General features: G+C 74.4%; 6 protein-coding genes. 2 read left to right on the forward strand and 4 right to left on the reverse strand.

The window, feature by feature from the left end; all coding sequences use genetic code 11:
• The first annotated feature begins 470 nt into the window (after window positions 1-470).
• On the forward strand, window positions 471-3,326 hold the full coding sequence (locus MicB006_RS15110; protein ID WP_116506916.1) for an AAA family ATPase: 2,856 nt from the start codon (window positions 471-473) through the stop codon (window positions 3,324-3,326).
• A gap of 511 nt (window positions 3,327-3,837) precedes the next feature.
• A complete protein-coding gene (locus MicB006_RS15115) occupies window positions 3,838-6,660 on the forward strand; it encodes a LuxR family transcriptional regulator (RefSeq protein WP_116506918.1) in 2,823 nt (940 codons plus the stop codon).
• Between the two features lie 109 nt (window positions 6,661-6,769).
• On the opposite strand, the gene MicB006_RS15120 is transcribed toward MicB006_RS15115, so the two are convergent.
• The 4 genes from MicB006_RS15120 to MicB006_RS15135 all read right to left on the reverse strand — a co-directional run bounded on the left by MicB006_RS15120 (window position 6,770) and on the right by MicB006_RS15135 (window position 23,746).
• Window positions 6,770-7,609: an ABC transporter permease gene (locus MicB006_RS15120; RefSeq protein ID WP_030498870.1), complete on the reverse strand. Its 840-nt coding sequence runs from the start codon at window positions 7,607-7,609 to the stop codon at window positions 6,770-6,772.
• Complete coding sequence (locus MicB006_RS15125; RefSeq protein WP_104112191.1) at window positions 7,606-8,658, reverse strand: ABC transporter ATP-binding protein; 1,053 nt, start codon at window positions 8,656-8,658, stop codon at window positions 7,606-7,608. The genes MicB006_RS15120 and MicB006_RS15125 overlap by 4 nt, the downstream gene beginning before the upstream one ends.
• 87 nt (window positions 8,659-8,745) lie before the next feature.
• Window positions 8,746-14,226, reverse strand: coding sequence for a type I polyketide synthase (locus MicB006_RS15130; protein WP_116506920.1), 5,481 nt, complete (start codon window positions 14,224-14,226; stop codon window positions 8,746-8,748).
• A gap of 25 nt (window positions 14,227-14,251) precedes the next feature.
• Window positions 14,252-23,746 (reverse strand): type I polyketide synthase, encoded by a 9,495-nt coding sequence (locus MicB006_RS15135; protein ID WP_116506922.1) that lies wholly within the window; start codon window positions 23,744-23,746, stop codon window positions 14,252-14,254.
• Between the last annotated feature and the right edge of the window lie 7 nt (window positions 23,747-23,753).

Raw genomic sequence — 23,753 nt, forward strand, 5'->3', positions numbered from 1 at the left:
AACGCCCGGACGCCGGATTAGGCCGGATTAGCACGGAAGAGCTAATTCGCCAATCAGCAGGCGGGCCGAATAAGCGGAACCATCGGCTCATGAGAGCGCTCTGTCACGGTACGGGACCAACCGGCGACTTTCCGTCGCCACCCCCGGTCGGGTCACCCGAGACAAGTAACCCGTGTTTGCTCATCCTTTACACAACTCGGCTTGCCGCCCAATTGCCCAACTGCCATACTCCCACCATCAAGGAGGTCGATAGGAAGTGTCGACCCCGAGAGAGCTGGGGGATTATCGCCGACGCACACGGGAACACGGCTCGCAGCAGCCAACCGGTCAAGTCGGTCGATGGCGCACCGGCAAAGCTCGACACCAGTCGATCTTGCCGATAATGGAATGGGTCAAGAATTGCCGGTCTCCAATTTGGTCGAGCTGTCGGGCCGCACCGGGCACGCGGCCCTCCCCCGGAGGGGGCGGTGATGGAGCTGACCGAGCGTTCAAGCCAGCTCGGCCTGCTGGAGCGCCGACTCGCAGACCTGCTCCGCGGCGGCACCTCGCCGACCGACCGGCCGGTGACCGTGCTGACCGGCCCGGTCGGCTCCGGCAAGACCGCGCTCGCACAGGCCTTCGCCCGGCGCGCCTGCGACGCCGGAGCACGGGTCATCGGCGCGAGCGCCTCCCGCGCGGAGCGCAGCGTACCGCTGGAGGTCGTCCGGCAGCTCGTCCGCGCGGTGCCGTCGTGCGCCGCGGACGCCCCCGACATCCGGGCCCGCCTCGCCCGGCTGCTGGACGCGGGCGCCCTCGCATGGATCGACGCCGATCCGGCGGACGCGGAGAACGCCCGGCTCACCGCCGCCATCGGGCGCGCCCTGCTCGAACTGACCTCGCGGGGGCCGCTGGTCATCGTGGTGGACGACATCCACCACGCGGACGTGCCGTCGCTGCGCTGTCTCGATTACGTGGCCCGGCGGCTCTCCGGCCTATCCCTGCTGATGGTCCTGACGGAGGCGCCACGCACCCGGCCGTGGCAGGCGGACGTGCACGCCGAGATGCTGCAACCGGCGAAGCTGCACCGCATCCGCCTGCCGCTGCTCACCGCCGAGGGGACGTTCCAGCTGCTCGCCCAGCGGCTCGACATCCCGCTCGCCCGCAGCATCGCCGAGGAGAGCCACCGGATCAGCGGCGGGAATCCCCTCCTGGTGCATGCGCTCGCCGATGACCAGGCAGCCGCGCCACGGTCCGCCGACGCCCCGGCGGTCGGCGAGTCGTTCCGGGAGGCCGTGCTGAGCTGCCTGTACCGCTGCGACCGCCTGGTGCTCAACGCCGCCCGGGTGCTCGCCGTGACCGGCGAGCCGCTGCACGGCAGCCTGCTGCCGCATCTCGTCGACGCCCGGTTGCACCCCGCGCTGGGCGCTGTCGACAAGTCGACCAGCGCGGGGCTGATCGACGAACAGGGGTTGCGCCATCCGGCGGTGACCCAGGCCGTGATCGACGGGATGACCGCCGAGGAACGCGTACGGCTGCATCTGGGAGCAGCCCGCCTGCTGCACGACGACGGCGCGCCCCCGGCCCGGATCGCGCCGCACCTGGTGGACATCGGCGAGCTGGCCGAACCCTGGATGGCGCAGACCCTGCTGGACGCCGGCGAGCAGGCGCTGCTCGACGGCGAGGTGGAGACCGCCCTGCGGTACCTGCGCCGGGCGCACCGCAGTGGCGTCGGCGAGTGTCTGCGGGCGCGGATCCGCTCCGCGCTGGCGCGCGCCGAGTGGCGACTCGATCCGCAGGCCACGATCCCGCACCTGGTCAGCGTCGCCACCGCCATCCGGGCCGGGCACCTCGGCAGCCAACAGGCCGCCGGTCCCATCCAGTACCTCCTCTGGCACGGTGAGATCGACAAGGCCGTCGACCTGGTCAGGCACCTGAGCGAGCGGTCGGATCCCGCCGATCCGCAGTCCGTGGCCGAGCTGCTCATCATCACCGGCTGGATCTCGACGCTCTATCCCGGGGTCATGGTCGACCGGCCCGCGCCCGCCGTGGCCGCGCGGGATCCGCTCACGCTGGCCCGGGTCAAGCACGGGCTCAGCGGACTCATCCTGCTGTCCGGCGTGCTGGCCCGGGGTGACGCGGGCGTGGTCGAGGAGGCCGAGCGGACACTGTCGACCACCGGGCCGGACGACGAACCGAACATGTGGAGGGTCATCTGCGCCCTCGTCGCCATGATCTACGCCGACCAGCTCGACCTGGCCGACGACTGGTGCGACCGGCTGGACCGCCACCTCGCCACCCCGCACCAGCCCACCCCCTCGGCCACGCTCACCGCCCTGCGGGCCGCCGTCGCCGGCCGGCTCGGCGACCTCCCCCGCGCCGGCAAGCTGGCCGACGAGGCACTGGGGCAGCTCTCGCCGAAAGGCTGGGGGGTGGTGATCGGGATACCTCTCGCCGTCCGGATTCGGGCCCTGACCTTTATGGACCAGCTCGACACGGCGGCCGCCTGCCTTCAGGTGCCGGTGCCGCCGGCGATCTTCGAGACCCCGCTCGGGCTGCACTACCTGCACGCCCGCGGGACGCACGCCCTCGCCGCGGGAAGCCCCGAGGCCGCGCTGGCCGACTTCCAGCTCTGCGGGCAGCTGATGCAGCGGTGGCAGCTGGACTTCTCGGGCCTGGTGCCGTGGCGCACCGAGTCGGCTCGGGCACTGCTCCGGATGGGCCGCCGTCAGCAGGCGCGCAAGCTGGTGCGCGACGAGTTGGCCCGGCTGCGGCCCGTCCATGTCCGGTACCGGGCCGCGGCCCTGCGGGTTCTGGCCGCGACCGAGGAGGGACAGGAACGGATCCCGCACCTGCGCAGCGCCGTACGGCTGCTGCGGCAGTGCGGCGACCGGATGGAACTGGCGCACAACCTTGCCGACCTCGGTCACGCCTACGAGCAGGCCGGCGACCGGCGGCAGGCCCGCGCCGCGACCCGGTCGGCCCGGGCTCTCGCGGAGGAGTGCGGCATCCCGACGTTGTGGCCCAGCGCCCTGTCCACCAGAGACGGTGCCACCGGCAGCCGGGCAGGTGGGGCGGTCCTGGTCCAGGGCCTGACGGACACCGAATCCAGGATGGCCACCCTGGCCGCCCAGGGTCACACCAATCGTGAGATCGCCGAGAAGCTCTTCCTGACGGTCAGCGCGATCGAACAGCGAATGACGCGCATCTACCGGAAGCTGGACGTCAACTCGCGCAGCGAACTCGCCGGACGGCTGCGGTTCGACCGCCCCGGTACGACGGTGCCGGATCCGCTGAAGCGGGGCACGGACCCCCCGGGCGGCCGTCCGTCCGGCCCTCGGCCCCGCTGATCCCGGTCGGGCTTCCGCACGGAACAGCCGCCGGGCGTCACGCGACCGTCGCCCTCGCCGACCGTCGCGAAGAGTTCGCTCACCACCACTGTGGGTACCGCCGGCATGCGCCGGGAGTCGCGGTGTGGCACCATCAAGCTGTACGCCCCGACACCAGCCGCTCACCGGCGTGTCGCCTCCCCGGGCAGATCGGCTCCAACACCCCTCACCCCGAATCGCGCAACCCCTAAATGCCTTCTGGGGCCGCAGGTTTGGGTGCGAAACGATGGGGTCTCACGCCCGTTGTCGCACCGTCATGCCGGTGCCAGACTCGCCTCGACACGCGGACCGTACGGCGAGAAGACCGGTCCGACGAAGGATTTCAGGTCCACCCGGCGTGGCCGCCCGGCGCGCTCCACCCCCACCCGTCGAGACGCGGGCGGAGGGGCGGCTGTCTCCGGCAGGGGTGGCGGTGTCGGGCCGCACCGGCGTTTCCAGGCCCGCGCCGCGTACAAGGAGGGCTTACGCGCAGGTGTTGGTTCAGCAAGAGGAACAGATCACCCGTCTGCGGCGCGTGTTCCACGCGTGCGAAGAGCAGCAGCGCGGACACGTCGCGCTGGTCACCGGTGCCGTGGGCAGCGGCAAGACCAGCCTGCTGGAGTCGTTCGGCGAGTGGACGGCCCGCTCCCGCGGGCAGGTGATGAGCGCGACCGGCTCGCGGGCGGAGCGCGGTCTCCACCTGGGAGTCGTCGGGCAGCTGTTCCACAGTGCACGACTCGCCCCGGAGGCCGCCGCCCACGTCGAGAAGCTGCTGCGCGACGCCACCTCCGCGGTGCCGTTGCCCGAAGTCGGCGGCGAGGCGTCCGACGGAGACCGGGCCTGGGCACCCCTGCTGCACGGCCTCTTCACCACCCTGATCGACCTGACGGCCAACGGGCCCCTGGTCCTCCTCGTCGACGACGTGCACCACGCGGACCCGGCCTCGCTGCACTGCCTGCTCTACGTGACCCGACGGCTGCGCCACGCCCGGATCATGGTCGTGTTCGCGGAGGCGTCGACGCTGCGCCCGCCGCACCCGCTGTTCCGCGCCGAGCTGCTCAGCCAGCCGCACTTCTCCCGGATCAGCCTGCCACCACTGACCGTCGACGCCGTCGCCCGGCTGGTCGAGGGTGCCGTCGACGACGCCGACACCCGCAGGACCGCGGAACACTACGTACGGATGACCGGAGGCAATCCACTGCTCACCCGAGCGCTGCTCGACGAACGGGCCGGTGGCGAGGGCAGCGACCACGACCTTCCGTCCGTCGGTGACGCGTTCGACCAGGCCGTGCTCGGGTGCCTCTACCGCCACGAGCCCGGGGTACGCCGGGTGGCCCAGGCGCTCGCCGTGCTCGACCGGCCCGCGTCGACCGAACTGCTCGGCCACCTCCTCGACGTGATGCCGGCGACCACGGTCCCGGCCGTGCGGGTGTTGCGTACCTCGGGTCTGATGGAGTCCGACCAGCTACGCCACTCGCGTATCCTGCACTCGATCCTCGCTGACATGTCGGCCGACGAGCGGCGCGGCCTGCACCAGCGGGCCGCCGAGGTGCTGCACGACCGCGGCGCCGAGGCGAGCGTGGTGGCCGAGCACCTCGTGGCCGCCGGTGCGACGGTGGCCGGCTGGCGGGTGCCGGTGCTCCAGGACGCCGCCGGTCACGCGCTCTCGTCCGGCCGGCCCGACGTGGCGGCAGCCTGCCTGCGGCTGCTCGCCAGCGCGCCGGTGGACGAGCGGCAACGCACCGCCACCACCGAGATGCTGGTGAATGCCCGCTGGCAGCTCAACCCGTTGACGGTGAACGGGCAGCTGACGGAGCTGGTGCAGACGGCGCGGGCCGCCGGCTGGTCCACCGATGCGAGCCTCTCCGCCGTGCCGTACCTGCTCTGGCAGGGCCGCGTCGACGAGGCTGCCGAGGCCGTCGGCGGCTTCTCGGCGGACGAGGAGCAGGCTCCGGCCACCCCGCCCGGCCGCCTGCGGATCATGCAGCTTCTGGTCTCCCTCTCCCACCCGGACCACCTGGCGAGCGTGCGGCAGACCCCGGCCACCTGGAGCCGCGCGGCCGGCGCCCCGACCACCGTCAGCCCGCTCCTGCAGGCGGTCACGGTGCTCGGCACCGCGCTGACGCCGACCGCCGACAACGACACGGTGCCGACCGCCGAGCAGATCCTGCAGCGCCACCACACGGACGACGGCGCCCTCGGCCTGCTGACCGCGCCCCTGCTGGCGCTGCTCTGGGCCGGCCGGTCGGACCGGGCCGCGGTCTGGGGCGACGTGCTGCTCGACCGGCCGGTGGTTCAGCACGCGCCGGGCTGGCGGGCGGTAATCCGGGCGATCCGGGCGGAGGCGGCCCTGCGCGTCGGCGATCTGCCCGGTGCCGAGCACCACGCCCGCGCGGCCCTGGAGGACATGCCAGCCCCCGCCTGGGGAGTGGCGATCGCCGGACCGCTGTCTACCCTGATCGCGTCCGCGACTGAGTCGGGCCGGTTCGCCGAGGCCGACCGGTGGCTGGCCCACCCGACCCCGCCCGGCATGTTCCGCACCCCATTGGGCCTGCACTACCTGGCCGCACGCGGCCGGCACCACCTTGCCGTACGCCGGCCGCACGCCGCCACCACCGACCTGCGGCGCTGCGGCGAGCTGATGCGCACGTGGGGGATCGACGCGGCCGGACTGGTGCCGTGGCGGCTGGAGCTGGCCCGGGTGCAGCTCAGCGTCGGCAACAAGACGCAGGCCATGCAGCTCCTGCAGGAGCAACTGCGGGTGCCGCACGGGGTCGACGACCGGACCCGGGGCCGTACGCTGCGCCTGCTCGCCACCACCGCCGCCCAGGACCACCGGCGCAAGCTGCTCTCCGAGGCGGTCAGCCTGCTCCAGTCCAGCGGCGACCGGTTGGAGCTCGTCCGCGCCCTCGGCGACACCGGTCAGACGCTACAGCGCGCCGGAGACTCCGCCCGCGCCCGGCTGCTCGTCCGCCGCGCCTACCAGCTCGCGCAGGACTGCGGGGCGTCGGTGCTGGCTCAGCGGCTGATCCGCCGGGAGCCGGGCAGTGGACTGCCGGCGTACCCGGCCGCCGCCGAACTCCAGGAACCGGACGACGGGCTGAGCGACGCCGAGCGGCGCGTTGCCGCGCTGGCCGCACACGGCCACACCAACCGCCAGATCTCCAGCAAGCTCTTCATCACGGTGAGCACTGTCGAGCAGCACCTGACCCGGGTCTACCGCAAGCTCGACGTGAAGCGCCGGACCGACCTGCCGTCCCGGCTCGTCGTGTACGCCGAGACGCTGGCCGACGAGACACAGAGCGCCACGTCCTGACGGCTGTCGCAGGGGCGCGGTGACCACCGGCCCCCTGCGACACAGGGCGAAAGCGAGGGCCCGAACCGCAGGTGCGGTTCGGGCCCTCGGCGGACCGCGTCCCGGGCGGTCAGTCCATGGCGCGACGCATGAAGCCACGCATGCCGATCGCCGAGAACGCCACGAAGACCCCGGTGAGGACACACATGCACAGCCAGAGCGGCAGCGACTCGACCCCCGGCGGGCCGACGAGCGACCGGGTCGCCTCGCTGATGTAGGTCAGCGGGTTCAGCGAACAGATCACCTGGTACCAGCGCAGCGAGTCCAGGCCGAGCAGCGGGAACTGGGTGGCACCGGTGAACATGATCGGGGTCATCACCACGGTGAACATGATCTGGATGTGCTGCGTGGGCACCAGGGTGCCGAAGGCGAGACCGACCGCCGCGCCGACCAGCGCGCCGATCGCCAACACCCCGACCACCTTGAGCACCACCGCCCAGGGCCAGGTGACGCCGAGCATGAGCATGCCGACCGGGATCAGCACCACACCGGCGATCAGGCCACGGATGCCCCCGAAAACGATCTTCTCCAGCGCCACCAGCGGGGTCGCCATAGGCGCCAGGAGGCGGTCCTCGATCTCCCGGGTGAAGGAGAAGTCCATCATCATCGGCAGCGCGGTGTTCTCCAGGCCGATCAGGAAGGCGTTCAGCGCGATGACGCCGGGCAGCAGCACGTTGGAGAAGTCGTCGCTGGCGTAGCCCAGGTCGCTGAGCACCTTGCCGAAGATCAGCAGCATGAACAGCGGCTGGATGAAGACCTGGAGCAGGAAGCCGACCAGCTCCCGGCCGGTGACGAACAGGTCCCGCGAGAGCACCGCGCGGAAGGTGGCGAGCTGGTCCAGCGCGCGCACCGGCGGCGGCGCCGCGGGCGGTGACGGCGCGGACGGGGGGGCGGGGGCGGTGACGCTCACCGAAGTTCCCTTCCGGTCAGGTGGATGAAGACATCTTCCAGACTGGGCTGGCCGATGTTGAGGTCACGAACCTCGCAACCCAGGTCGGCGAGGATCTTCATCGCCATCGGGATGGCGTTGGCCGGCTGACCGCTGGTGTAGACCCGGAAGGACAGGGGGGCGTCCGAGTCGGCGGGCGCGTCCGGGACCGGGGCGGGCGTCGGCATCGCCGGCATGCCGGGAAACGCCGGCGCGGCGACGGGCACCTTGGCGGTCATCTTGAAGTGTTCCACCCGCTCCACGTCGGGGATCGCATCGAGCGCGGCCCGCACCTCCTCGGCGGAGGCGCCGGGGGTCACCACGAGGGTCAGGGTGCTGCTGCCCGGCAGCGTACGGGTCAGCGCGGACGGCGTGTCCATGGTGAGCAGCTTGCCGTGGTCGACGATGCCGACCCGGTCGCAGAGCTTCTCCGCCTCGTCCATGTCGTGTGTGGTGACCACCACTGTCACGCCGTCCCGTTTCAGCTCGGCGATCCGGTCGTGCACGAAGAGCCGGGACTGCGGGTCGAGGCCCGCCGACGGCTCGTCGAGGAAGAGCACCCGGGGCGAGTGCATCAGCGCGCGGGCGATCATCGTCCGCTGGGCGAGGCCGCCTGACAGGAAGTCGGTGCGGTGGTTCGCGAAGTCCTTGAGCCCCATCTGGTCCAGCAACTCGTCCGCCCGCCGGATGCGCTGCGCCCGGGGCACCCGGTGGTAGGCCGCGTGGAACAGCAGGTTCTGCCGGACGGTCAGCGCCCGGTCCAGGTTCACCCGCTGCGGTACGACCGCCAGCAACTGCCGGGCGGCGGCGGGCGAGCCGATCACGTCCGCGCCGCACACCCGGGCCCGGCCCGAGGTGGCCCGCACCCGTGTGGTCAGCACCCCGATCGTCGTCGTCTTGCCCGCACCGTTCGGCCCGAGCAGGCCGAAGACCTCACCGGCGGCGACGGAGAAACTCAGCCCGTCCACCGCCGGTGGCATGTTGGGCTGGTACCGCTTGACCAGCTCCGTGACCACCACTGCTTCGTCCACGTCGTCATGCTCCGTCCTGGAACGTCGGTCCGATAGATGTATGTGCGCCGATAGGGGGCGCTAGGGGCACGCCAGGGGCGGAACCGGTCACAGGCCCCGCGCGGCCAGCCAGCGCTGGACCGTGCCGGCGAGTTCCGGCCCCCGGTCGGCGACCATGCTGAAGTGGTCGCCAGCCGCGTCAACAGCCTCGTGCGGGTAGGGCCAGCGCGACCGCCAGCCGTCCGGTTCGCCGTCCCACTCCCCCAGCGGCTCGGTGGCCCGCACCAGCAGGGTCGCCGCCGCCATCTCGGTCGGCTGCCAGTCCAGGAACAGCGGCAGGTAGCCCGCCCACGCCGTCGTCCGCCAGTCGTCCATCGGCGTGTACGCGGTGTCCCGGTCGATCATCCCGTCGAGAAGCTGCGGCACCCACCCGCCGAGCACCTCGCTGTCGGCCGGGTAGGTGTCCATGAGCACCACCGCGTCCGGCGGCCGGCCCTGGCGTTCCAGCTCCCCGGCGAGCAGGTTGGCCACCATCGCACCACCGGAGTGACCGGCCACCACGAACGGGCCGGCACCGACGGTACGCAGCACCGTGTCGGCGTGCACCCGCAGCAGCGCGTCGAGGTCGGCGGGAAGCTCCTCGCCCACGCCGAACCCGGGGTTGGGCAGGGCCCACACGTCACGTACGCCCCGGAAGCCGGCGGCCAGCCGGGCGTACTCGTGCGCGCCGGAGAGCAGCGACATCGTGCAGCAGCACACCAACTGCGCCCGGGCGCCGCCCTCGGCCAGCCGGAGGATACCGGGCGGGCGGGTGAGCTGCGCCGGCTCGCGGAAGCTGGGGCGGAACTGGGCGAGCTTGACCAGCAGTTCGGCATACCCGGCCGGGTCCTCGCGCGCCTTCGGCTGGTTGAACAACCCGCCGAGCAGTCCGCTGCCGGCACTCTCCCCGCCAGGTCCACCGGCGTCGTCCGCGCCGTCCCCGGCCGCCGCCGCGCCGAGGAGCCGGCCGAGCAGGTGAACGGCCAGCGCCGTAGGGGTGGGGTGGTCGAAGAGCAGGGTCGCCGACAGCTCCACCCCGGTCTCCTGGCGCAGCGCGTCGCGCAGTTCCAGTGCGGTCAGCGAGTCGAAGCCGAGTTCCAGGAAGTCCCGGTCGGCCTCGACCGCGTTGGGCGAGGCGTGCCCGAGGACGGTGGCCACCCGCGCCCGGACCAGGTCCAGCAGGATCCGGTGCCGGTCGCCGGCCGGAACGCCGGCCAGCCGCTCACGCAGCGCGCGGGCGGGATCGGTCGCGGCATCGCCGGCCTCCGGCTCCGCGCCGGCCGTCGCCTCGGGCACGCCGCGCAGTAGCGCGCTGGGCCGTACGGCGGTGAAGGCCGGCACGAACGCGGGCCAGTCGAGGTCGGCCACGGCCAGTTGGTCGTCGCCGCGGACCAGAGCCTGCCCCAGCGCGGACAGGGCCACGTCGGCGGGCAGCGGCCGGACCCCCCGGCGGCGCAACTGCGCCGCGTCGGTGATCTCGTCCGCCCAGGGCACCCACGCGACGACGGTGGCCGGGCGGCCGGCGGCACGCCAGCCCGCGGCCAGCGCCGCCAGCCCGGCGCCCACGGCGGCGGCGACCGCCGCTCCCCCGCTGCCCCAGACGGCGGCCGTCGAGGCGAAGACGACGAACTCGTCGACCGGTAGGCCGGCGCAGGCCCGCCCGAGCAGTTCCACGGCGGCGGTACGGGCGGCCACGGCGTCGGCCAGGTCGTGCGGGTCCAGCACCGCCACCGGGTCGCCGGCCCCGTCGGAGTCGGCGACGTGCAGGACGGTGCGGATCTCGCTGCCGGTGGCGGCCAGCCGGTCCAGCACCTCGGGCAGCCCGTCCAGGTCGCCGACGGCGGTGACTGTGACGTCCGGGCCGGGCGGGTCGGCATCCGCCACCGGCCCCACGAGGACGAGGTGCGACGCGCCGCGCTCGGCGAGCCAGCGCAGCAGGTGCGGGGTACGCACCTGCGCGGACCCGTGCACCAGGACCGCGCCGCGGGGCCGCCAGTCCGTATCGGTGGCGCCGGCCGGGGCCCGGCGGAGCCGCCGGGCATACACCCCGCCGTTGCGTACCGCCACCTGGTCCTCGTCGCCGCCGGACGCGACGACCCGGGCGAGCGCGGCGAGCGCGACGTCGTCCGGCTCCGCCGGCAGGTCGACCAGCCCGCCCCACAGGCGCGGCTGCTCCAGCGCCAGCACCCGGCCCAGGCCCCAGAGGTACGCCCCGGCCACGCCGGGAGCGGCGTCGTGCGCGTCGACGGCCACCGCGCCCCGGGTCACGGTCCACATCGGCGTGCCGTTCCCCGCAGCGGCGAGGGCCCGCACCAGCGCGGCCGTCCCGGCGAGCGCGCCGGTTCCCGCGCCGGCCGCCGGGTCCTCCACCGCCAGCAGCGAGACCACGACCGACCAGGTGCCGTCGGCGAGCGAGGCCCGGACGACAGCGTCCAGGTCGTCTCCGACCGTGACCAGCGTCGGGTCCAGGCCCTCGGCGCGCAGCACGGTGAGCACCGCGGTGGCGTCGGTGCCGGCCCCGGCCACCAGCAGGCATCGGCCCGTCGGCGTGGTACGGGCGGGGGACAGGTCGACGCGTTCCCAGTCGGCGCGGTAGCGCAGCCCGTCCAGCTCCGATCCGCGACGCCGCCGGTCCCGGTAGGAGGCGAGGGCGGGCAGCACGTCGGCGAGCGCGTCCTGCCGGTCGGCGGGCAGGCCGAGCGCGGCGGCCAGCTCGGCCGGTCGTCCCTGCGCCACGGCCGCCCAGAACTCCTCGTCCTCTCCGGTAGCGGCGGGCGGGACGAGATCCACTGTGGGCGGGTCCGGCCAGAAACGCTCGCGGTGGAAGGCGTAGGTGGGCAGCTCGACGCGCGCGACGTCGCTGCCGCCGAAGGGAGCCGCCCAGTCGACCCCGGCACCGCGCAGGTCGACCGCGGCCAGCGCGGCGAGCAGCGTGGTCGCCTCCGGCTGGTCCCGGCGGGCGAGCGGCACGAAGGCCGCCGGTTCCATGTCGGGCAGGCACTCCCGGGCCAGCACGGTCAGGGCGCTGTCGGGGCCGAGTTCCACGAAGGTTCCGACGCCGCCCGCGGCGAGGGTGGCGACGCCCGCGTGGAAACGGACGGTGTCCCGGACGTGGTCGACCCAGTAGCCCGGGTCCGTGGCCTGGGCGGCGGTGAGCGGCTCGCCGGTGCGGTCGGAGACGATCGGAAGGTTCGGCGGGTGCCACGCGACCTTCTCCGCGACGATCCGGAAGTCGGCCAGCATGGCGTCCATCCGGGCGGAGTGGAAGGCGTGGCTGACCCGCAGCCGACGGGACCGCCGGTCCTCGGCGGACAGCCGCCGCCCCGCCGCGAGCACGGCCTCCTCGTCGCCGGAGAGCACCACCGACCGGGGGCCGTTCACGGCGGCCAGGGACACCCGCTCGTCGAGCAGCGGGACCACCTCCGCCTCGGACGCCTGCACCGCCAGCATCGCCCCGCCGGGCGGCAACTGCTGCATGAGCCGGGCCCGGGCGGCCACCAGGGTCGCCGCGTCGGCCAGCGACAGCACCCCGGCGACGTGTGCCGCGGCCAGCTCGCCGACCGAGTGGCCGAGCAGGAACTGCGGGCGTAGCCCCCAGGCGGTGACCAGCCGGTATGCGGCGACCTCGTAGGCGAACAGCGCCGGCTGGGTGAACTCGGTACGGTCCAGCAGATCCGCGCCGGGCGAGTCGGCCTCGGCGAAGACCACCTCCCGCAGCGGCCGGCTCAAGTGCCGGTTCAGCTCCCCGGCCACCTCGTCGAAGGCGGCGGCGAAGACCGGGAACCGGCGGCACAGCTCAGCGCCCATGCCGAGGCGCTGGGCACCCTGCCCGGTGAAGAGGAACGCGACCTTGCCGGCCGGGCGGGCCACGCCTCGCACCACGCCGGGGGTGTCGCGCTCCTCGGCGACCGCGTGCAGGCCGGCCCGCAGCGCGTCGCGGTCCCCGCCGATCACCGCTGCCCGGTACGGCAGGGCCGCCCGGGTGGTGACCAGCGAGTACGCCACGTCGGCGGGGGTCAGGTCGGGGTGGTCGGCCAGATGCGCCAGCAGCCGCCGCGCCTGCCCGGCCAGGGCCGGTGCGGAGCGGGCCGAGACGATCCACGGTACCGGCGGGGCGGGCGTACCGGCCGGCCGGACGTCGTCGGTGTCCGTCGCGGCGGCCTGCTCGATGACGACGTGTGCGTTGGTGCCGCTGATGCCGAACGCGGAGACCGCGGCCCGGCGTGGCTGCCCGGTCTCCGGCCATGGCTGCGGGCCGGTCAGCAGGGACACCGCCCCGGCCGACCAGTCGACGTGCGGGGTGGGCTCGTCCACGTGCAGCGTGGGCGGCAGCACCCCGTGCCGCATCGCCAGCACCATCTTCATCACCCCGGCCACACCCGCCGCCGCCTGCGTGTGCCCGATGTTCGACTTCACCGAGCCGAGCCACAACGGCCGCTCCGCGGACCGACCCTGCCCATACGTCGCGATCAGCGCCTGCGCCTCGATCGGATCACCCAACGTGGTGCCCGTACCGTGCGCCTCGACGACGTCCACCTGGTCGGCACCCAGCCCCGCGTTCGCCAGAGCCTGCCGGATCACCCGGCGCTGCGACGGGCCGTTCGGAGCGGTCAGCCCGCTGCTCGCACCGTCCTGGTTGACGGCACTGCCGCGCAGCACGGCGAGGACCGGGTGGCCGTTGCGGCGGGCGTCGGAGAGCCGCTCGACGAGCAGCATGCCGGCCCCCTCGGACCAGCCGGTGCCGTCGGCGGCGGCGGCGAACGACTTGCACCGGCCGTCGGTGGACAGGCCCCGCTGCCGGGAGAACTCCACGAAGACGGTCGGGGTGGCCATCACCGACACCCCGCCGACCAGCGCCATCGTGCATTCGCCCAGCCGCAGCGCCTGGCATGCGAGGTGCAGCGCGACCAGCGACGAGCTGCACGCGGTGTCCACGGTGACCGCCGGCCCCTCCAGCCCGAGAGCGTAGGAGATCCGGCCGCTCGCCACGGCTGCGGCGCTGCCGGTGCCGAGGTAGCCCTCGACGCCGCCGGTGACCCCGGTGAGCAGGGCCGCGTAGTCACCCTGGCTGCTGGTGGCCGCGTAGACACCGGTGGGCGCGCCGCGCAGCCGGGTGGGGTCGATGCCGGCCCGCTCGAACGCCTCCCAGGCGGTCTCCAGCAGCAGCCGCTGCTGCGGGTCCATGGCGAGGGCCTCGCGGGGGCTGATGCCGAAGAACGCCGGGTCGAAGTCCCCGGCGGAGTAGAGGAACCCGCCCTCACGCACGTACGACGTGCCCCGGCTGTCGGGGTCGGGGTCCGGGTCGTAGAGCGCGCCCAGGTTCCAGCCCCGGTCGTCCGGGAACGCCGACATCGCGTCGCCGCCGGCGGCCACCAGGTCCCACAGTTGCTCGGGTGACCCGACACCGCCGGGGAACCGGCAGCTCATGCCGATGATCGCTACCGGTTCGCTGAGCGCGGCGGTGAGCTGCTGGTTCTGCTGCTTGAGCTTCTGGTTGTCGAGCAGGGACGCACGCAGCGCGCCGACGACCTCGTCCAGGGAAACATTCATCGGGCGCTCCTCAGGGCCGGCCGGGTCACGAGTCGGAGCCTTCCAGGGCCATCCGGACCAGGCCGGCGACGTCGAGTTCGCGGATCTGGGTCTCGGGTGCGGACGACGTGACCGGGGCAGCGGACGCCACGGCCGGCGTGCCGGCACTCGTACGGGCCAGCTGGAGCAGCTGGTCGAGCAGGCCCGCCCGCCGCAGCTCGTCGAGCGGGATCGCGGCGAGGGCCCGGCGCACGGACTCCTCGTCGCCGCCGTCGCCGTCGTCCCCCGCAGCGCCCGCGAAGAGCTGCTCGTACAGGTGGCCGGCCAGGCCGTCCGGGGTGGGGTAGTCGAAGACGACGGTGGTGGGCAGGTCGTGCCCGGTCGCCGCGGTGAGCAGGTTGCGCAGTTCCACGGCCGTGAGCGAGTCGAAGCCGAGGTCCAGGAAGCCCCGGTCGGTCTCGATCGCGTCGGCGGAGGGGTGGCCGAGCACCTTCGCCGCGTCGACCCGCACCATCTCCAGCAGTGCGGCCCGCCGCTCGTCGTCCGGCAGCGCCCGCAGCCCGGCGAGCAGGTCCCGGGCGCCGGGCGCGACCGCCTCCGGCGCCTCGGCGGGGGCGGCGGCCAGCCCGCGTACGGCCGGCAGGTCGGCCAGCAGCGGACTGGGCCGCAGCGAGGTGAACAGCGGCTGGAAGGTGGCCCAGTCGACGTCGGCGACGGTGACGCAGCTGTCGCCGACCGCCAGGGCGTGCCGCAGCCCGGCCATCGCCACGCCGGGCGGCATCACCTGGAGGCCGCGGCGACGCAGTTGCTCCGCCGCACCCTCGGTGTACATGCCCGACTCGGTCCACGGTCCCCAGGCGATGGAGGTGGCCGCCCGGCCCTGGCCGCGTCGCCGCTCGGCGAGCGCGTCCAGGTAGGCGTTACCGGCCGCGTACGCGCCCTGTCCGCCGCTGCCCCACACCGCCGAGATGGACGAGAAGAGCACGAACGCGTCCAGTTCGGCGTCGCCGAGCAGCTCGTCGAGGTGTTCGGCGCCGCAGACCTTCGGGGCGATGACGTACGCCAGGTCCTCCAGGGTGGTGTCGGCCAGCGGCACCACCTCGCTGACCCCCGCGGCGTGCACCACCGCGCGCAGCGGCGGCCCCTCCCGCCGGAGATCGGCCAGGAGGTCGGTCACGGCGGCGCGGTCGGCGGCGTCGCAGCGGACCACCCGGCAGTCCACGCCGAGCCCGGCCAGCTCGGAGATCAGCTCGGCGGCGCCCGGGGTGCCGGTCCCCCGCCGGCTGGTCAGCACCACCCGTTGCGCGCCCTCGGCGGCCACCCAGCGGGCCACGTGCCCACCGAGCGCACCGGCGCCTCCGGTGATCAGCACCGTCCCCTGGGGCTGCCACGGCGTGAGCTCCCCGTCGGTGGTGGTGGCCGGTACGAGCCGCCGCACCAGCACCCCGGACTCGCGGACGGCGAGTTGGTCCTCCACGCCGCCGCCGGTGAGGATGCCGCCGAGACGCATCGCCGTCCACGGCTCCAGGTCAGTGGGCAGGTCGACCAGCCCGGCCCAGCGGGCGGGCTGCTCCAGCGCGGCCACCCGGCCCAGGCCCCACAGCATCGCCTGCCGCGGGTTGGCCGGGGCGTCGCCGTCGCCGAGGCCGACGGCGCCCTGGGTGACGCACCAGAGCCGGACCGAGGCGTCGAGGTCGACGAGCTGCTGGAGCAGGTGCACGGTCGCGGCGAGGCCGCGCGGCAGCGCCGGGTGCTCGGCGTGCGGGGCGTCGTCCAGGCCGAGGAAGGACAGGATCGACAGCGGCCCGTCGCCCGCGCCGAGCGCCTCGGTGAGCACGTCGGCGAACCCGCCGCACAGCTCCTCGGAGTCGGCGGCGGTGTCCACGGGCACGATGCTCACCTCGGCACCCAGGGCCCAGGTGCAGGAGTGCAGGTCGGGGTCGTCCGCCCGGTCGGCGGGCAGCAGCACCAGCCACCGGCCGGGGTCCTGCTCCTGCGAGGTCTCCGCGATGGGCTCCCAGACCGCCCGGTAGCGGGTGCCGTCGACCAGGGCCTGCTCCCGGCCGCGCCGGCGCCACGCCGACAGGGCGGGCAGCACGGTGCCGAACGGCTGATCGTGGTGCACGTCGAGGTCGCGGGCCAGCGACTCCAGGTCCTCGGCCTCGACCGCGGCCCAGAAGCGGCGCTCGACCTCGGTGGCCTCGTCGGCGGCCACGAGGGCGGCCCAGGGCGGCGGCTCCGGCCAGTAGCGCTGCCGGTCGAACGCGTAGGTGGGCAGCTCGACCCGCTGGGCGCCGGTACCGGCGTAGAGGACGGACCAGTCCGGGGAGACGCCGTGGGTGTGCAGCGCGGCGAGCGCGCGCAGCAGGGTGCTCGGCTCGGCGCGGTCCCGGCGCAGGGCGGGCACCACCAGTGGGGCCCGGCCGCCGGCCGGGGCCTCGGCCAGGACGGCCTGGGCGAGGGCGGTGAGCACCCCGTCCGGGCCGATCTCGACGTAGCCGGTGACGTTGCGCTCGCGCAGTGCCACGACGGCGTCGGCGAAGCGTACCGCCTCGCGGGCGTGGCGCACCCAGTAGTCGGGCGTGCCGATCTCCGCCGCGTCGACCGGCGCGCCGGTGACGGTGGAGACCATCGGGATGCTCGGAGCCGCGTACCGCAGCCGTCCGGCGACGGCGGCGAGGTCGTCGAGCACCGGATCCATCAGCGGACTGTGGAACGCATGGCTGACCGCCAAGCGCCGGACCCGGACACCCCGGGCGGCCCACTCGGAGGCCAGTTCCTCGACGGCGTCGCCGGCCCCGGACACCACGACCGCGGCGGGGCCGTTGACGGCCGCGACGGAGACCCGGTCGGCCCGCTCACCGAGCGTGGCGGTCACCTCGGCCTCGGTGGCGGCGACGGCGAGCATCGCCCCCCCGGCCGGCAGCGCCTGCATCAGCCGGCCCCGGGCGGCGACCAGCTCGGCGGCGTCGGCCAGGGAGAGCACACCGGCGGCGTGGGCGGCCGCGATCTCGCCGATCGAGTGCCCGGCGACGGCGTCGGGGCGGACCCCCCACGCCTCGAACAGCCGGAACAGCGCCACCTCCACGGCGAACAGCGCCGGCTGGGTGAATTCGGTGCGGTCCAGCGCCTCGGCCTCATGCGTGCCGGGCTCGGCGAAGAGCAGTGGCCTGAGCGGGCGGGGCAGGTGCGCGTCGAGGGCGGCGCAGGCCTCGTCCAGGGCGGCGGCGAAGACGGGGAACGCCTCGGCCAGCTCGCGACCCATCCCGGCCCGCTGGGCGCCCTGCCCCGAGAACAGGTACGCCACCTTAGGCCGGGGCACCGCCACGCCGGTGACCACCAGCGGCGCGTCCTCGCCGGCGCCGAGGGCGCGCAGCCCGGCGCCCAGCGCGATCCGGTCGGTGGCCAGCACGACGGCCCGGTGTTCCAGGGCTGCCCGGGCGACGGCCGACGACCAGCCGACGTCGACCGTACGTGGCGCCTCCAGCCCGGTGAGCTGCTCGGACCAGCGCTGCGCCTGGGCGGCCAGCGCGAACCCCGAACGGCCCGACAGCAGCACCGGCACCACCGGCAGCCGCGCCGGGTCACCAGTCGGCTGCTCGGCTTCGACCGGCTCCGGGGCCTGCTCCAGGATGGTGTGCGCGTTGGTGCCGCTGATGCCGAACGAGGAGACGGCGGCGCGGCGCGGGTGGTCGGTGACCGGCCACGGGCGGCCCTCGCCGAGCAGTTCGACCGCACCGACGCTCCAGTCCACCTGGTCGGTCGGTTCGTCCACGTGCAGGGTCTGCGGCAGGTAGCCGTGCCGCAGCGCCAGCACCATCTTGATGATCCCGGCGACACCGGCGGCGGCCTGGGTGTGGCCGATGTTCGACTTGATCGAGCCGAGCCAGAGCGGCTGCTCGGCGGGCCGCTCCCGGCCGTACGTGGCGAGCAGGGCCTGCGCCTCGATCGGGTCGCCGAGCTTCGTGCCGGTGCCGTGCGCCTCGACGGCGTCCACATCGGCCGGGGCGAGGCCGGCGTTGGCGAGCGCCTGCCGGATCACCCGCTGCTGCGACGGCCCGTTCGGGGCGGTGAGGCCGTTGGACGCGCCGTCCTGGTTGACGGCGCTGCCCCGGATGACCGCGAGCACCGGGTGACCGTTGCGGCGGGCGTCGGAGAGCCGCTCGACGAGCAGCAGGCCGAGGCCCTCGCCCCAGCTGGTGCCGTCGGCGGCGGAGGCGAACGCCTTGACCCGGCTGTCCGGGGCGAGGCCCCGCTGCCGGCTGAAGCCGACGAACACCCCGGGGGTGGACATGACGGTGACACCGCCGACCAGGGCGAGTGAGCACTCCGAGCGGCGCAGCGCCTGGCAGGCCCAGTGCAGCGCGACCAGCGACGACGAGCAGGCGGTGTCGACCGAGACGGCGGGCCCCTCCAGCCCGAGGGTGTACGACACCCGGCCCGACAGGACGCTGCCGGCATTGCCGGTCATCAGGTGCCCCTCGGCGCCCTCGGCGCTGAACATCAGGTTGCGGTAGTCCTGGTAGTTGGTGCCGACGAATACGCCGGTGGCGCTGCCGCGCAGCGTGTGCGGGTCGATCCCGGCCCGCTCGACCGCCTCCCAGGACGCCTCCAGCAGCAGCCGCTGCTGCGGGTCCATGGCGAGGGCCTCGCGAGGGCTGATGCCGAAGAAGCCGGCGTCGAAGTCGGTGGCGCCGGTGACGAAGCCGCCCTCACGGGCGTAGCTGGTGCCCTCCTTCTCCGGGTCGGAGTCGAAGAGCCGGTCCAGGTCCCAGCCCCGGTCGGTGGGGAACTCCCCGATGGCGTCGCCGCCGGCGGCGAGGAGCTGCCACAGTTGCTCCGGGGTGTCCGCCCCACCGGGCAGGCGGCAGCTCATCGCCACGATGGCGATCGGGTCGTCGTCCTCGGCCGCGGCGGCCGGGGCGGGGGTGGTCGCGTCGGGGACGATCCCGGTGAGCAGTTCGCCGAGGTGCGCGGCGAGCACCGTCGGGTTCGGATAGTCGAAGGCGAGCGTCGCGGGCAGCCGCAGGTCGGTGGCGGCGGCCAGGAAGTTGCGCATGTCGACTGCCGTCAGCGAATCCAGGCCGAGGTCGCGGAAGGGCTGGGTCGCCGGGATGTCGTCGGCGGCGCCGTAGCCGAGGGCCGTCGCCGCGCACTGCCGCACCAGCTCCAGCAGTGTCGCGGTGCGCTCCCCCGGCGCGAGCGCGGCGAGCCGCCGGGCGAGGGCCGATGGTACGCCCGTCTCCTCCTCGGCGGCCTCCTGCCCGGCCGGCTGCGTCGCCTCCTGGGCCTCGGCGAGGTCGCCGATCAGCGGACTGGGACGCACCAGGGTGAACGCGGGGGCGAAACGGGCCCAGTCGATGTCGGCGACGACTGTGGTGGGCTCGTCGCGGCGCAGCGCCCGGGCGAGGGCCTCGACGGCCAGTTCCGGGTCCATGCCGATCATGCCGCCCCGGCGCAGCCGTTCCTGGGCGCGTTCGTTCTCGGCGGGCAGGCCGGCCCCGCGCCAGGCGCCCCAGGCCACCGAGAGGGCTGGCAGTCCCTCGGCCCGGCGCCGCTCGGCGAGGGCGTCGAGGAAGGCGTTGGCCGCCCCGTACGCGCCCTGCCCGGCGTTGCCGGTGGTTCCGGCCACCGAGGAGAAGAGCACGAAGGCGTCCAGGTCGAGGTCGCGGGTCAGCTCGTCCAGGTGCAGCGCGGCGACGCACTTCGACGCGGCGACGGTGTGCAGGCGCTGCGCGGTGACGGTGTCGACGATGCCGTCGTCGAGGACGGCGGCGGTGTGCAGCACGGCGCTCAGCGGGGCGTCGGCGGGGACGGCGGCGAGCAGGTCGGCCACCTGTGCCCGGTCGGCGACGTCGCAGCGGGCCACTGTGACCCGTACGCCGAGGCCGGTCAGCTCCGCCTCCAGCTCGGCGGCGCCCGGGGCGTCCGGGCCGCGCCGGCTGGCCAGCAGGACGTGCGCGGCGCCGGAGCGGCCCGCCCAGCGGGCCAGATGCCCGCCCAGTCCGCCGGTGCCACCGGTGATCAGCACGGTGCCGCGCATCCGCCGGGTGTCGTCCGCGTCGCCGGAGTCGGCCGGCTCGGGTTCGGTGATCCGGGTGAGGCGGCGGACGAAGACGCCGGAGGCGCGGACGGCGAGCTGGTCCTCGCCCCGGCCGGACTGCTCCGCGCCGTCGTCGCCGAAGGCGTCTTCGCCACCGCTGGCGCCGAGCGCCGCGCAGAGCAGCGCGCCGGCCTGCGCGTCGAGCACGTCGGGCAGGTCGAGCAGGCCGCCCCAGCGGGCGGGGTGTTCCAGGGCGACGGCGCGGCCGAGCCCCCAGACGGAGGCGGCGGCGGGGCGCGGCGCCGGGTCGTCGGCGCAGGCCACGACGGCTCCCCGGGTGGCGCACCACAGCGGCGCCTCGACGCCGAGCAGCCCGAGCGCCTGCACCAGCAGGGCGGTGCCCGAGACGGCCAGCGAGGTGGCCGGGTGCTCCGGGTGCGCCCGCTCGTCCAGACCCAGCAGCGAGAGCACGGCGACGGGTCCGTCCGGGCCGGTGAGCGCGGCGCTCAGCCGCTCGGCCAGCGCCGCCGGGTCGTGTGTGACATCCAGCTCCACCGGGACGACGTCCGCGCCGAAGTTGCCGAGGGCCGACAGCACGTCGGTGACCAGCGGGTCGTCGCCCAGCGCCGCGGGCACCGGCACGAGCCAGGTGCCGGCGAGCCAGGTCAGCGGCAGGTCGGGCAGGGCCCGCCAGGTGACCCGGTAGCGCCAGCGGTCGATGTCCGGGGCGGCGTCGGCCGCGGTGAGGAAGAGCGGCGGCGCGGGCCAGTACCGGTGGTGGTCGAAGGCGTACGTGGGCAGGTCGACGGTGGCCGCGGCGGGCAGCACCCTCGTCAGGTCGACGGGCAGGCCGACGGCATACGCGGTGGCGAGGTTGGTCAGCAGCCGGGTCGCGTCGTCGTCACCCCGGCGCAGGCTGCCGATGGTGTGCCCGCTCACACCGGCGTCGTCGAGGATCGCGGTGACCGGCATCGTCAGCACCGGATGCGGGCTGATCTCGACGAACGTGGTGTGCCCGGCAGCCACAGCCGTCCGCACGGCCGCGTCGAAGAGTACGGTCCGTCGCAGGTTGTCGTACCAGTAGTCAGCGGTCATCACCGCCGGATCCACCCAGTCCCCGGTGAGAGTGGACACGAGCCGGGTATGACCGGACCGCGGACTGACACCGGCCAGGTCCGCCCGAAGCTGCTCGGCGACCTCCTGCACCGCGGGCGAATGCGACGCGTAGTCCACGGGGACCAGCCGGGCACGAACACCCTCGGCCTCGCACGCCTGCACAAGGCCGGCGACGTGCTCCGGCGGACCCGACACCACGACGGTGGACGGGCCGTTGACCGCCGCGACCCCGACACCCGGGAACGCGGGCAGCCGCTCGGCCACCGCCTCGGCCGACAGGTCCACCGACGCCATCGTCCCGGTACCCCGCAGCACCGCCAGCGCACGCGACCGCAACGCCACCGTCCTCGCCGCGTCCTCCAGGCTCAGGATGCCCGCCACACACGCCGCGCCGATCTCACCCTGGGAGTGACCGATCACCGCGTCCGGAGCCACGCCCGCCGCACGCCACACCGCCGCCAGGGCGACACCGACGGCCCACAGCACAGGCTGCACCACCTCGACCCGGTCCAGCCACGACTCGTCCTCGCCCGTGAGCACCGACACGAGATCCACATCGAGATACGGCGCCAACGCCCGCCGGCACTCCGCCAGACACTCGTCGAACACCGGCGTACGACCCACCAGCCCCGCCGCCATCCGCGCCGACTGCGCACCCTGACCCGGAAACACGAAGACCGGACCCGCACCCGGACTCGACGCCACTCCCGTGACCACGTTCCCCGCCGGCTGACCGGCAGCGAAGGCATCCAGCCCGGCGAGCAACCCCTCGACGGACGACCCGACGACAACGACGCGATGATCGAACGCCGACCGGGTAGCCGCCAACGACCAGCCCACCCCCACCGGATCGATCCCACCCCGCTCACGCACGTGCCGCGCGAGCCGGGCAACCTGACCGGCCAACGCCGTCCCCGACCGCGCCGACACCGGCCAAGCCACCACATCCGAAGCGACCAACCCCGCCCCACGCCCACACGCACCCGACTCGACCGGCTCAGCCGACTGCTCGATGATCACGTGAGCGTTGGTGCCGGAGATGCCGAACGAGGAGACGGCGCCCCGGCGTACCCGGCCCGTCTCGGGCCACGGGCGGGCCTCCGTCACCAGTTCCACCGCGCCGGCCGTCCAGTCGACGTGCGGGGACGGCGCGTCGACGTGCAGCGTCGCCGGCACGAGGCCGTGCCGGATGGCGAGCACCAGCTTGATCACGCCGGCCACGCCCGCGGCGGCCTGGGCATGGCCGATGTTCGACTTCACCGAGCCGAGCAGCAGTGGCGGGGCCTCGTCACGGTCCTGCCCGTACGTGGCGATGAGCGCCTGCGCCTCGATCGGGTCGCCCAGCCTGGTGCCGGTGCCGTGCGCCTCCACCACGTCGACGTCGGCGGTGGAGAGCCGGGCGGAGGTGAGGGCCTGGCTGATGACCCGCTGCTGGGCCGGCCCGTTGGGCGCGGTCAGCCCGTTCGACGCGCCGTCCTGGTTGACGGCGGTGCCGCGGACCACAGCCAGGACGCGGTGGCCGTTGCGGCGGGCGTCCGACAGCCGCTCGACCAGCAGCCAGCCGACCCCCTCGGAGAACCCGGCGCCGTCGGCGGCGGCGGCGAACGACCGGCAACGCCCGTCGGTGGAGAGTGCGCGCTGCCGGCTGGATCCGATGTAGAGGCCCGGGGTGGCCATCACGGTCACCCCGCCGGCCAGCGCCAGGTCGCACTCCCCCGCCCGCAGCGCCTGCACGGCGAGGTGCAGCGCCACCAGCGACGACGAGCAGGCCGTGTCGATGGACACGGCCGGTCCTTCGAGCCCGAGGGCGTACGACACCCGGCCCGACGCGACGGCCGCCGCGCCCCCGGTCATCGAGTGCCCTTCGTCGCCGTCGGGCGACATCATCAGCAGGGTGCCGTAGTCCTGCCCGTTGGTGCCGACGAACACCCCGGTCCGGCTGCCGCGCAGCGAGGCGGGGTCGATGCCGGCGGCCTCTACCGCCTCCCAGGAGGTCTCCAGCAGCAGCCGCTGCTGGGGGTCCATGGCCAGCGCCTCGCGCGGCGAGATGCCGAAGAAGGCGGAGTCGAAGTCGCCGGCCCCGTCGACGAACCCGCCCTCCCGGGCGTACGAGGTGCCCGGGTGGTCGGGGTCGGGGTGGTAGAGGCGCTCCAGGTCCCAGCCCCGGTCGTCGGGGAAGGGCGCGACGGCGTCCCGGCCGTCCCGCAACAGCTCCCACAGGTCGTCGGGGTTGCGCACCCCGCCCGGCAACCGGCAGCTCATCGCCACGATCGCCACCGGCTCCAGTTCCTGGGACTGGGCCTCGCTGAGTCGGCGGCGGGTGTCGTGGAGATCAGCCATGACCCGCTTGAGGTAGTCGCGGAGCTTGTCTTCGTTGGCCATCGGAGTG

The sequence above is a fragment of the Micromonospora sp. B006 genome (assembly GCF_003408515.1).
In the GTDB taxonomy this organism is placed as follows: Bacteria; Actinomycetota; Actinomycetes; order Mycobacteriales; family Micromonosporaceae; genus Micromonospora; species Micromonospora echinospora_A.